This window comes from Bauldia litoralis (genome assembly GCF_900104485.1).
GTDB classification, from domain to species: domain Bacteria; phylum Pseudomonadota; class Alphaproteobacteria; order Rhizobiales; family Kaistiaceae; genus Bauldia; species Bauldia litoralis.
Genome location: NZ_FMXQ01000011.1, coordinates 161413 through 173196, shown reverse-complemented (window position 1 = coordinate 173196; position 11784 = coordinate 161413). Strand labels below are relative to the sequence as shown.

The 11784-nt window shown below is 67.0% G+C and carries 9 protein-coding genes; 4 read left to right on the top strand and 5 right to left on the bottom strand.

Going from position 1 to position 11784, the window contains the following annotated elements; translation table 11 throughout:
- Positions 1-287: 287 nt before the first annotated feature.
- Both BLT60_RS21810 and BLT60_RS21805 read right to left on the bottom strand, forming a co-directional pair.
- Complete coding sequence (locus tag BLT60_RS21810) at positions 288-1454, bottom strand: diphosphate--fructose-6-phosphate 1-phosphotransferase (RefSeq protein ID WP_090880264.1); 1167 nt, start codon at positions 1452-1454, stop codon at positions 288-290.
- 54 nt (positions 1455-1508) lie between these two features.
- Positions 1509-2558 (bottom strand): type III polyketide synthase, encoded by a 1050-nt coding sequence (locus tag BLT60_RS21805; RefSeq protein ID WP_090880262.1) that lies wholly within the window; start codon positions 2556-2558, stop codon positions 1509-1511.
- Positions 2559-2706: 148 nt separating this feature from the next.
- Here BLT60_RS21805 and BLT60_RS21800 point away from each other — a divergent pair, with 148 nt between their 5' ends.
- The 3 genes from BLT60_RS21800 (at position 2707) to BLT60_RS21790 (ending at position 6231) form a co-directional block, all read left to right on the top strand.
- Positions 2707-3579 (top strand): UbiA family prenyltransferase, encoded by an 873-nt coding sequence (locus BLT60_RS21800; RefSeq protein WP_090880260.1) that lies wholly within the window; start codon positions 2707-2709, stop codon positions 3577-3579.
- 9 nt (positions 3580-3588) lie between these two features.
- On the top strand, positions 3589-4131 hold the full coding sequence (idi, locus tag BLT60_RS21795) for an isopentenyl-diphosphate Delta-isomerase (RefSeq protein WP_090880313.1): 543 nt from the start codon (positions 3589-3591) through the stop codon (positions 4129-4131).
- Positions 4132-4254: 123 nt separating this feature from the next.
- Positions 4255-6231: a DUF3604 domain-containing protein gene (locus tag BLT60_RS21790; RefSeq protein ID WP_090880257.1), complete on the top strand. Its 1977-nt coding sequence runs from the start codon at positions 4255-4257 to the stop codon at positions 6229-6231.
- 73 nt (positions 6232-6304) lie between these two features.
- Here the strand turns inward: BLT60_RS21790 and BLT60_RS21785 are convergent, their stop codons facing one another.
- The 3 genes from BLT60_RS21785 to BLT60_RS21775 all read right to left on the bottom strand — a co-directional run bounded on the left by BLT60_RS21785 (position 6305) and on the right by BLT60_RS21775 (position 10288).
- Positions 6305-7423: an ABC transporter ATP-binding protein gene (locus BLT60_RS21785; protein ID WP_175478582.1), complete on the bottom strand. Its 1119-nt coding sequence runs from the start codon at positions 7421-7423 to the stop codon at positions 6305-6307.
- 116 nt (positions 7424-7539) lie between these two features.
- The gene (locus BLT60_RS21780) at positions 7540-9240 is read right to left on the bottom strand and encodes an ABC transporter permease (RefSeq protein WP_090880250.1); all 1701 of its coding nucleotides are present in this window, start codon (positions 9238-9240) and stop codon (positions 7540-7542) included.
- 19 nt (positions 9241-9259) lie between these two features.
- Positions 9260-10288 (bottom strand): Fe(3+) ABC transporter substrate-binding protein, encoded by a 1029-nt coding sequence (locus BLT60_RS21775; RefSeq protein ID WP_090880247.1) that lies wholly within the window; start codon positions 10286-10288, stop codon positions 9260-9262.
- Positions 10289-10583: 295 nt separating this feature from the next.
- Between BLT60_RS21775 and BLT60_RS21770 the strand changes: the two genes are divergently transcribed.
- Positions 10584-11780 (top strand): acyl-CoA dehydrogenase, encoded by a 1197-nt coding sequence (locus BLT60_RS21770; RefSeq protein ID WP_090880309.1) that lies wholly within the window; start codon positions 10584-10586, stop codon positions 11778-11780.
- The last annotated feature ends 4 nt before the right edge of the window (positions 11781-11784 follow it).

The window sequence follows — 11784 nt, the reverse complement described above, 5'->3', positions numbered from 1 at the left end:
GCGGGGACCCAGGCGGCGTCGGGCATGGGCGCGCGCGGTCGGCCGATACAGGCACGCAGCGTGAGGACTGGATCCCCGCTTTCGCGATCCGCAGCGCGGGCGTGTTGGCGCCGAGGGTGGAACGACGGGGGGCATGGATGGCCGGGCTTGACCCGGCCATCCATGCCATGACGGTGAAGCTGATGCCGCCCGCTGCCGGCCATGGAAGGGCGATGACATGGATGCCCGGGTCAAGCCCGGGCATGACGTGTGGTGTGAGGCTCGACGGAGCGTCCTGCCCCACCCCCTCAGACGAACGGCGTCCAAGCATCCGGGCGCGGCGGCAGGAGCCGGTGGAAGTAGGCGAGGCCGGTTTCCGTCAGGTGGTTGCCGGCGGGCGTCAGGAAATCCGCCGGCATGGTCTTGGTCTTGGCCGCCACCGCGTCGAGCGGCACCATCTTCAGCGTCACCCGGCCGTCGACGAATTGCTGGGCGACCGAGCCGCTGCCCGCCTCGCTGTTCTCCACGGCGAAGCGGCCGATGGCGAAGGATTCCTGCCGGTCGGTCTCGCTGACCGTGCCGAGGAAGCCGCGCGGCAGGTAGCCGAAGGTGTCGACCCGGGCGCGGACGCCGGGCAGGTCCTCCTTGATCGCCACCTGCAGGGCGAGGCCGAGGTCGCCGCCGGAGAGCTGCAGGTTGCCGTGGTCGTCGCGCTCGTGCAGATGCGCCGGGATCAGGCTCTCGGCCAGCGGCTTGTGGTCGGCGGTCTGGACGCCCTCCGACATGGCGACGACGCAGCGCCCGTGGCGGTCGACTGTCTTGCGGATGTCTTCCATCAGTTGCGTCTCGGTGAAGGGCACCTCCGGCACGTAGATCAGGTGCGGGCCGTCGCTGTCGTCGCGCCGCCAGGCGGCGGCCGCGGCGGTCAGGAAGCCGGCGTGGCGGCCCATGACGATGCCGATATAGACGCCGCGCATGGCGCGGAAGTCGAGGTCGACGGAGAGGAAGGCGTTGGCGACGAACAGCGCCGCCGACATAAAGCCCGGCGTGTGGTCGTTCTCCACAAGGTCGTTGTCGATGGTCTTGGGCGCATGGATGAAGTGGATGTGGTCGCCGGCCGCCGCGTCGAGCACGGCAAGCGTGCCCGAGGTATCGTTGCCGCCGATATAGATGAAGGCGCTGGCGCCGGCCCGGTCGAGACCGTCGAGGACACGTTTGCAATAGGCGTCGTCGGGCTTGTCGCGGGTCGAGCCAAGGCCGGAATTCGGCGTGTTGGCGAAGCGCATCAGGTCGGTTTCGGAGAGGCCGGTGAGGTCGACATAGTCGTCCCCGGCGACGCCGCGCACGCCGTGCCGGGCGCCGAGAATTTTCGAGCCGGGGAAGCGCTCGCGCGCAGCGAGTGCGGCGCCGGCGACCGTCTGGTTGATGACCGCCGTCGGGCCGCCGCCCTGGGCGATGACGAAGACCTTGCTCATGGTGCCTCCCCTGGCAAAAGAAAACGCGGTTGCAGGATAGCGGTGTTAGCGGGCTTACGCCCAGCGCAACAGGGTGGTCTCGGCCGAAAAGCCCGGTCCGAAGGCCGCCAGAAGGCCGTAGTCGCCGGATTCGTGCGGCGCATTGCGGATCTCGTCGTCCAGCACGAAGAGCACGGTGGCGCTCGACATGTTGCCGAATTGGCTGAGCACGGCATAGCTCGCCCGGAAGTCGGAGGGCTCGCGGTCAAGTTCGTCCTGGTAGGCCTCGAGGATCCGGGTGCCGCCGGGGTGGAAGACGAAGCTGGCGACGTCGCCGGTTTCGATCTTCTCGTCGGCCAGCGTGTTGGCGACCGATTCCGGCATCATGGCGCGGATCGTGTCCGGCACGCGGCGCGAGAAGACGACGCGGAAGCCGGTGTCGACGAAGTCCCAGCCCATCAGGTTGTGGGTGCCGGGGCGGAGCAGGGTGGTGCTCTTGAGGATGTTGATCGGCCCGGCCGCGCCGCCGCGCACGATCACCGCCGCCGCGCCGTCGCCGAACAGGCTGGCGGCGACGAGGTTCGACTTGGCGAAGTCGTCGCGCTGGAAGGTCAGCGAGTTGAGCTCGACCGCGACCAGAAGGACGGTAGCGTTCTCGTCGTCGCCGGCCAGCTTGCCGGCCATCGCCAGCCCGGCCGCGCCGCCGCCGCAGCCGAGGCCGAAGAGCGGCAGTCGGCGGATGGTCGGCTTCATGCCGAGTGTGTTGATGATCGAAACATCGAGGCTCGGCGTCGCGATGCCGCTCGACGAGACGAAGATGAAATGATCGATGTCGCCGGCCTCGAGGCCGGCGCGGTCAAGCGCCGTCCGAATCGCCTCGGTGCAGAGCCGCCCGGCCCAGTCGAGATAGAGCCGGTTCTTGTCGGCAAGGCTGTGGTCGCGCCCGAACCATTCGGGCTCGACGCAGAAATGGCGCTGGTCGACGAGGGCGCTCTTGAACACCGTCAGGTACTTGTCGACGTTGGCGATCTGGTCGCGGAAATGTTCGCCGGTGAGGTGTCGCGCCACGTCCTGCGGCATCAGGTAGGGGGGTACGGCGGTGCCGACCGAAAGAATACTCGCCATGATGGTCTGTTCGGGCCCCCTGCATTGCGCTCAAGCGAGGGCCACCTGTCGCTTCCCTCTTGCATCGCCTTGCGCCACACTAGCCCATGCGCTCACACCGGCAAATGTCTGACCTGACTTCGTCCGCCAATCCTTGCGAGGTCCGGCCGTGAGCCAGGACGGCGGCCCGGCCGGGTTGCTGCGCACCGCCCGCGGTATCGTCCTCGTCATCCACCTCTTTCCGGCATTGATGAATGGCGTGGCGGGAGCAGTCTTCTACCTGATCGCCGCCCAGGCCTTCGCCATTGGCCCGGCGCTTATCCTCGGCCTGTCGGCTTTCCTGATCCATGCGTCGATCGGCAGCCTCAACGATTATCTCGATATCGATCTCGATCGGCGATCGCGGCCGGAGAAGCCGCTGGTGCGCGGCGACCTGTCGCCGGGGCTCGCTTTCGCGGTTTCGGCGGCGTGCGCCCTTGGCGGGCTGGCGCTGTCGCTTGCCTTCGGATTGCCGGTCATGTTGCTGGCGCTGGTCGTGCTCGCTGCGGGGCTCGCCTACGACCTGTGGCTCAAGGGCACGGTGTGGAGCTGGGCTCCCTACGGTATCGCCATTCCGGCGCTGCCGGTGTGGGGCTTCCTCGCCGCGGGGCAGTTCGCCCCCGTCCTGCTGGTCAGCTTTCCCCTCGGCGTTCTGGTCGCCCTGGCGCTGAACCTCGCCAACACGATCCCCGATATTCGCGACGATACCGCCTATGGGATCCAGGGCCTTGCCCACCGGCTCGGCGTCCGCAACGCGTCGATTGTCACCTGGCTCTGTTTCGCCATCACCATCGTCCTCCTGGCGTTGACGCCGGTCTTTCTCGGCAACGACCCGAAGGTGCTTCTGCCGCTCATCGGGCTTGGCGCGGTCCTGCTGGCGGTGATGGTCGGCGACCGTCTCGTCAATCGGTCGCTGGCGAGCCTTCGCCGCGGCTGGTATCTCAGCGCGGTGCTCGCCGGGATCCTCGGGATCGCGTGGGTCGCCAGCCTTCCCCTGAACTGAGTGAGCCGCATGGTTTCAACAGATAATGATCGCGTCATTCTGGTCGAGCGGGACGACCGCGAGGTCGGCACCCTCGACAAACTCGCCGCTCATCAGAGCGGCGTGCTTCACCGCGCCCTGTCGGTCATCGTCGCGCGGAGCGACGGCAGCCTCCTGCTGCAGAAGCGCGCGGCGGCCAAGTATCACTCCGGCGGTCTGTGGACCAATACCTGCTGCAGCCACCCGCGCCCCGGCGAGGCGGTCGATGTCGCGGCTCAACGCCGGCTTGAGGAGGAGATGGGCTTTGCCTGTCCGCTGACGCCGCTGTTCACGGTCCACTATCGCGCCAACGTGTCCAACGACCTGATCGAGAATGAACTCGTCCATGTCTTCGGCGGGCGATTCGAGGGCGAGCCGAACCCGAATCCGGCCGAAGTCGAGGACTGGCGATGGGCCAGTCCCGAGGCGATCCGGCAGGACGTGACCGCCCATCCGGATCATTATTCGGTGTGGTTTCGCAAGTATCTCGACGAGTTTGGTGGCGAGATCGGCGGGATCGCGGCGGTGTCCTGACCGTGGTCGGCAGACAGGAGTCGCCCGACACACGACTGTCGGATACGCTGTCTATCTGTATACCGCCGATGCGCTACCGGCGGACGAAAGCGCTTCATCGGCGTTCTTAGGGAGGGCATGACAATGGCGAAGACCTTGGCAATCAGGCTTCTGGGCACCCTGCTGTTCGCAGGCGGCGCGGGCTTCGGCTTCTCGACGGCGGCGGTGTCGCAGACGGAAAGCGACAGTGGCGGCGTCGGCATTTCTGGAACCCTGGACAAGGAGACGGCGGACAAGGTCTTCGATACGCCGCGGGCGTACTCACCCTATGCCGACCGTAACTTCCCGACGCGGCCGTTCTTTGGCGATACCCATCTGCACACGTCCTTCTCGATGGATGCGGGCGCCTTCGGCGCCAGGCTGACGCCCCGGGACGCCTATCGCTTCGCCCGCGGCGAGCAGTTGATGGCCTCCAGCGGCCAACCGGTGAAGCTGTCGCGACCGCTCGATTTCCTGGTCGTCGCCGACCATTCGGACAACATGGGATTCTTCCCGGATCTGTTCGCCGGCAAGGCCAACATCCTCGCCGATCCGACCGGGAGGAAATGGTACGATCTCATCAATTCCGGCCAGGGTGGCCAGGCGGCGATCGAGATCATCACCGCTTTCTCCCACAACGCCTTCCCGAAGGCGATCGAGTACCTTCCCGGCACCCAGCCCTACCGCAACGCCTGGCAGGAGACGATCGACGCTGCCGAAACGTATAACGAACCGGGCACCTTCACGGCTTTCATCGGCTACGAATGGACGTCGAATTCCGGTGGCAACAACCTCCACCGCAACATCATCTTTCGCGACAACGGCGACAAGGCCAGCCTCGTCGAACCGTTCACCGTCCTGGAGCCGCTCGGCAGCGACAACCCGGTCGATCTGTGGAAGTGGATGGCGGCCTATGAGGAAAAGTTCAACGGCAGCGTTCTTGCGATCGCCCACAACGGCAACCTGAGCAACGGACTGATGTTCCCCGTCGTCGAGGCGTTCGGAAAGGATCTCGACGCGGATTACGCGAAGACCCGGGCCAAGTGGGAGCGGCTCTACGAGACGACCCAGACGAAGGGTACCGGCGAGTCGCATCCGTTTCTTTCGCCGAATGACGAATTCGCGGATTTCGAACTCTGGGACAAGGGCAACCTCGACGGAAGCGTCGCCAAGACGCCCGAGATGCTTGAATTCGAATATGCGCGTTCCGCCTTCAAGAACGGGTTGAAGCTCGCCGGGACGCTTGGAACCAACCCGTACAAGTTTGGCCTGGTCGGCAGCAGCGACGCCCATACCGGGCTTGCGGCAATGGGCGAGGACAATTTCTTCGGCAAGACGACGCCCCAGGAGCCGAGCCCCGAGCGCATCTCCGCCACCTTCGTCGACAATCCGAAGACCGGCGTGAAGATCATGGACTGGGAGGTCGGCGCCTCCGGCTACGCAGCGGTCTGGGCAACCGATAACAGCCGCGGGGCGATCTGGGACGCCATGCAGCGCAAGGAGGCCTACGCCACCACCGGGCCGCGCATGATCGTCCGCTTCTTCGGCGGGTGGGATTTCACGGCTGACGACGCGACGTCTCGGCTCCCGGCGGAGACCGGTTACCAGAAGGGCGTGCCGATGGGCGGCGACCTTTCCAATGCGCCGGAGGGCAAGGCCCCGACATTCCTCATCGCGGCGCTCAAGGACCCGATCGGCGCCAATCTCGATCGCTACCAGATCGTCAAGGGTTGGCTCGACGCCCAGGGTGAACTGCACGAGAAGGTCTATGACGTGGCGTGGTCGGGCGATCGCGAGCCCGGCGCGGACGGCAAGGTGCCGGCCGTCGGCAGCACCGTCGATCTGACAACTGCGACCTGGTCGAATTCCATCGGCGCCCCCGAGCTGATCTCGGTCTGGACGGATCCGGACTTCGATCCCGCGCAGGCGGCTTTCTACTACGGCCGCGTCCTCGAGATCCCGACCCCGCGGTGGACCGCCTATGACACGGTGCGGTTCGGCGTCGAGGCGTTGCCCGGCACGACGATGGAGTTGCAGGAGCGCGCCTACACGTCGCCGATCTGGTACACGCCGGCGGGGTGACGATGGGGCGCGGGCGGCGACTGCAAGTCGCCGCGCCGCGTGTCCGAAGCCGGCCGGATCGGCGGGCTGTCCGCTAGCCGGCGGGGAAGACCAGCAGCTTGCCGGTCTCGACTTCGAAGCCGACGGTCCGGCCCGTCGCCGGCGCGCCATCGGCCGGCGCGACGACGCGCAGCGGCCGGTCGAGGCCGTCGATCGCCAGGTGGATGAGCACCGTTTCGCCAAGGCATTGCGAGGAGATGATCCTGCCGGTGCGGTCGCCGACCGACGGCTCGAAGAGCTGGATATCGCCGGGCCGGACACAGACCGTCACCGGCGTTCCCTCCGCCGTGCCGGGAGCCGGGATGTCGCCGAAAGGCGTGGCGATCATCCGGTTGCGGCAGGCGGTCTCGATCTCGTTGAGTTCGCAGAAGAAGCGGGCGACCGGCAGCGAGGCCGGGTGCTGGTAAAGCTCCTCGGCTGTGCCGCTCTGGGCGAAGCGTCCGCCCTGCATCATCACGATCCGATCGGCAATCCGCATGGCGTCGTCGGGATCGTGGGTCACCACCACCGTCGTCGTGCCACTCTCGCGCAGAACCGCGGTTGTCTCGTCACGGATGATGTCGCGTGTCCGGCGGTCGAGATTCGAGAAAGGCTCGTCCATCAACAGAAGGTCCGGTCCCGGCACCATGGCGCGGGCGAGTGCGACGCGCTGTTGCTCGCCGCCGGACAGGGCATGCGGGAATGCGTCCTCGCGGCCGCCGAGGCCGACCCGGTCGAGGGCCTGGCGGGCGCGCTCGCGCGCTTCCCCGGCCGGCACGCGGCGGAGGCCGAAGAGGACATTCTTGAGGACGCTGAGATGCGGGAAGAGGGCGTAGTCCTGGAACATCATGCCGATGCCGCGGCGTTCCGGCGGGACGAAGGCATTCGGGCCGGAGACCTCGGTGCCGTTGATCACCACGCGACCGGAGTCCGGTCGTTCGAGACCGGCGATCAGCCGCAGCAGGGTCGACTTGCCGGAGCCGGAATGGCCGACCAGCGCGACGATGTCGCCGGCGGGAATGGCGAGCGAAACCTTGTCCACGGCGGGGATCGAACCGAAGGAAAGTGAAAGGTCCTCGACGAGGAGCGACGGCGGCGCGGACGGCTGCGGCTTGGGTTTGACAGAGGCGAGCCGGACGACGTCCGACTGCTCAGGGCGCAGCACCTGATCCATTTCCGCGGCCGGTCTCCTTAGGGCGATGATCTGTCCAGCCGACGCCATGTGCCATCCGTTTGCTTTCGGTGCAACAAATCCGTCGGGCCTGGGGCGGCGAGGGGCATTGATTGAGGTCAACTGTTAAGCCTTCCTTGCCGGGGAATGACGGGGCCGCTCAGTCGCGCCAGCAGGATGACGGGCAGCAGGCCGACCAGGACGATGGCGAGCGCCGCTACCGCGCCGTCCTCATAGGTCCCGCGCGCCGCCTCGCCGTAGAGGTGGGTGGCCAGCGTCTCGAAATTGAGCGGGCGGAGCAGGAGCGTCGCTGGCAATTCCTTCATGCAGTCGACGAAGACCAGGATCGCGGCGGCGCCGAGCGCCGGGCGGATCAGCGGCAGGTGAACGCGGCGCAGTGTGCCGGTGGCGGTCTCGCCGAGCGTGCGGGCGCTGTGGTCGAGGGTCTGCGAGACCTTGCTCAGCCCGGCCTCGGCGCCGCCGCCTGAAACGGCGAGAAAGCGCACGACATAGGCGTAGATCAGCGCGGCGGCGGAGCCGGAGAGCAGAAGGCCGGTGGATATGCCGAAGAGGTCGCGGCTGACGCCGTCGACCATGTTGTCGAGGCCGGCCAGCGGCGACAGCAGGCCGATGGCGATCACCGTGCCGGGCAGTGCATAGCCGAGGCTGGCAATGCGCAGCAGTCCGCCGCCGATGCGGCCGTGGTCGATCCGCGCGGCATAGGCGACGACTAGCCCGAGGCCGACGGCAATGATCGTCGCGGCTAGGGAGACGCCGACGGTGTTGAGCGCCTCGGTGAGGATCGAATCCGACAGGCCGGCAAACTCGATCCGCCGCATGGCCTGGATGACCAGGTGGATCGCGGGGGCGCCGAAGCCGATCATGATCGGCAGGAGACCGAGACCAAGGGCGGCCAGCGCCGGCGCGCCGTGCAGCCGCTGCCGGGCCGGCGGGGCGGTGCGCTGCGAGCGACCGGCGAAGCGCTGGCGCCGGCGGGCCCAGCGCTCGATCAGCACGAGGAGAACGACAACCGCCAGCATGACCAGCGCCAGTTGCGCGGCGCCGGGCAGGTTCGACTGGTTGATCCAGGTCGAATAGATCGACAGCGTCAGCGTCCGGACGCCGAGGAATTCGGAGGCGCCGACATCGTTCAGCGTTTCCATCAGCGCCAGGCTCGCGCCGATGGCGATGGCCGGGCGGGCGAGGGGGACGGCGATGCGGAAGAAGATGCCGCGGCGGCTGGCGCCCAGCGTGCGCGCCGCGTCGACCAGCCCGGCGGCCTGCATCAGGAACAGCGCGCGGGTCGAGAGATAGACATAGGGGTAGAGGACGAAGCCAAGCAGGATGATTGCGCCGCCGACCGAACGAATGTCCGGCAGGCGCAACTGGCCGGGACTGGTCAGCCCGAGAATGTCGCGGATCGCCGACTGGATGGGCCCGATCGGGTGGAGCAGGTCGAGATAGGCGTAGGCGACGATGTAGGTGGGCACCGCCAGCGGCAGCAGCAGCGCCCAGTCGAGGATGCGCCGGCCGGGAAAATCGTAGGCCGTCACCAGCCAGGCGGCGCCGGTCCCGACGAAGACGACCACGACGCCGACGCCCGCCAGCAGCAGCACCGTATTGAGCGTCGCCGTCGGCAGGACATGGGCGACGAGATGGCTCCATGCGTCGCCCGAGCCCTGGGCGGCGATAACGCCAAGCGCGACGATCGGCGCGATGACCAGCAGCGCCGTCGCCGCGGCGGCGACAATCCACACGCAAGCGCCGCCGCACTTCAGCGCGGCGACGGGATGTCGGAGTGTGGCGGCGATGGCGGACACCGGCCGTTCGTGCCTTTCGTCAGTCGTTGAAGCCGACGGCGTCGACCAGTTCGCTCGCCGCCTTGCGGTGGCTGGCGATCTCGGTCAGCAGCGTCGTGTCAGGAGTGAGCGGCCCGAGAGCGTCGATGATCGGATCGACCTCGGCGCCTTCGCGAACCGGGTATTCGAAATTCGCCTTGGCGTAGATCGCTTGGGCCTCTTCCGACACCAGGAATTCGAGCAGGCGAATGGCGTTGTCGCGATTGGGCGCATGGGCGGCGAGCGCCGCGCCGGAGACGTTCACATGGGTGCCGCCGTCGGCGAAGGTCGGCAGGACGATGTCGATCGCCTTGCCCCATTCCTCCTGGTCCGGGCCGCCGGCGCCGCTGCGCATCAGGCCGACATAGTAGGAATTGCCGATGCCGATATCGCAGATCTCGCCGAGAATATCGCGGGCGACATCACGGTCGCCGCCGCCGGGCTGGCGGGCGAGGTTGGCCTTGACGCCTTCAAGCCAGGTCCTGGTGGCCTCCTCGCCGTGATGGGCGATATAGGCGGCGATCAGGGCGTTGTTATAGGGGTGCTGGCCCGAGCGGATGCAGACCTTGCCGTTCCACGCCGGGTCGGCAAGCTCCTCATAGGTGAAGGCGTCGAGATCGGTGCGGTCCTTCGAGGCGTAGAGGACGCGGGCCCGCATCGACAGGGCGTACCAGCGTCCCTCCGGATCGCGCAGGTTCTCCGGCACGACAGCGTCGAGGACGTCCGACGCAACCGGCTGGGTGACGCCGGCATCGACGAGGTCGGCGAGGTTGCCGAAGTCGACGGTCATCAGCACGTCGGCAGGCGAGTTCTCGCCCTCGGCCGAAACGCGCTCCGGCAGGCCGGCATCGACAAAGACGGTGTTGACGGCGATGCCGGTATCCTCGGTGAAGGCGTCGAGCAGCGGCTTGACGAGCCCCGGTTCGCGGGTCGTGTAGAGATTGACCTCGCCGTCGGCCAGGGCGGCAGCCGGCAGGAGAGCGAGGGAAACGAACACGGCAAGACGCCGCAAGGGTACGGTAGGCAGCATGATTTCAGACTCTCATCATCGCGCCGGTTCAAGGCCGGCCGGTGGGTGGGTACAGAATTGAAATATGGTTCTGGAAGGAGATTTGCAAGTAAAACCAGTTATTTAGAACAAATCTAAGGTGTGTTGCTGGAACTGTTCCAGTCTATTGTCTGGAAAGGTTCCAGAGTTGTTTGATGAGCGGCATGGCTCGACATGCAACCGTGTCGTCCGTGGCGATGAAAAGGACGCGATCCGGCGCGCCGATTTCGCTATCATCCAACCTGATCCCCGAACCCGAAAGACAGATTTCCAAATCATGGCAGAAACCTCCGGCAAGGCTTCGTTCGACTGGTCCGACCCGCTCGCCTTCGATGGCGAACTCAGCCAGGAAGAGGCGCTGATCCGGGAGACGGCGCATGCCTACGCCCAGGAGAAGCTGCAGCCGCGGGTCCTGTCGGCGTTCCGCGACGAGCGTTTCGACCGGGAGATCATCAGCGAGATGGGGGCGCTCGGGCTGCTTGGTGCGACAATTCCGCCCGAGTATGGCGGCGCCGGCGCCGGCTACGTCTCCTACGGCCTGATCGCCCGCGAGGTCGAGCGCGTCGATTCCGGATACCGGTCGGCGCTCAGCGTCCAGTCCTCGCTGGTCATGCATCCGATCCATGCCTATGGCAGCGAGGAGCAGCGCCAGCGTTTCCTGCCGCGGCTGGCGACCGGCGAGATCGTCGGCGCCTTCGGGCTCACCGAGCCGGACCACGGCTCCGACCCCGGCGCGATGGAAGCGCGGGCCGAGCCGGTCGATGGCGGCTACTGGCTGACCGGGACCAAGACCTGGATCACCAATTCACCGATCGCCGACGTCATGGTCGTCTGGGCGAAGTCCGCCGGCCATGACGGCAAGATTCGCGGCTTCCTGCTCGAGCGCGGCATGGCCGGGCTGTTGACGCCGAAGATCGAGGGCAAGATGTCGCTGCGGGCGTCGGTGACCGGCGAGATCGTCATGGACGGTGTCGAGGTGCCCGAGGAAAACCTGCTGCCGAACGCTTCCGGGCTCGGAGGGCCATTCGGCTGCCTCAACCGGGCGCGGTTCGGGATCGCCTGGGGGGCGCTGGGCGCGGCGGAGGATTGCTGGCACCGCGCCCGCCAATATGTCCTCGACCGCAGCCAGTTCGGCCGGCCGCTTGCCGCCAACCAGCTTGTGCAGAAGAAGCTCGCCGACATGCAGACCGAGATCGCCCTCGGGCTCCAGGCGGCGCTGCGGGTCGGGCGGCTGTTCGACGAGGGGCGGGTGGTTCCCGAGATGATCAGCCTGATCAAGCGCAACAATGCCGGCAAGGCGCTCGACATCGCACGGCTCGCCCGCGACATGCATGGCGGCAACGGCATCGCCGATGAATTCCACGTCATCCGCCACATGCTCAATCTCGAGACGGTGAACACCTACGAGGGCACCCACGACATCCACGCCCTGATCCTCGGCCGGGCGCAGACCGGCATCCAGGCGTTTTCCTAGACGT

Bases quoted from the DNA above. Each gene is read 5' to 3' on its own strand.
- BLT60_RS21810 (WP_090880264.1), bottom strand. From the start codon at position 1,454: ATGAGCAAGGTCTTCGTCATCGCCCAGGGCGGCGGCCCGACGGCGGTC.
- BLT60_RS21805 (WP_090880262.1), bottom strand. From the start codon at position 2,558: ATGGCGAGTATTCTTTCGGTCGGCACCGCCGTACCCCCCTACCTGATG.
- idi (WP_090880313.1), top strand. From the start codon at position 3,589: ATGGTTTCAACAGATAATGATCGCGTCATTCTGGTCGAGCGGGACGAC.
- BLT60_RS21790 (WP_090880257.1), top strand. From the start codon at position 4,255: ATGGCGAAGACCTTGGCAATCAGGCTTCTGGGCACCCTGCTGTTCGCA.
- BLT60_RS21785 (WP_175478582.1), bottom strand. From the start codon at position 7,423: ATGGATCAGGTGCTGCGCCCTGAGCAGTCGGACGTCGTCCGGCTCGCC.
- BLT60_RS21775 (WP_090880247.1), bottom strand. From the start codon at position 10,288: ATGCTGCCTACCGTACCCTTGCGGCGTCTTGCCGTGTTCGTTTCCCTC.
- BLT60_RS21770 (WP_090880309.1), top strand. From the start codon at position 10,584: ATGGCAGAAACCTCCGGCAAGGCTTCGTTCGACTGGTCCGACCCGCTC.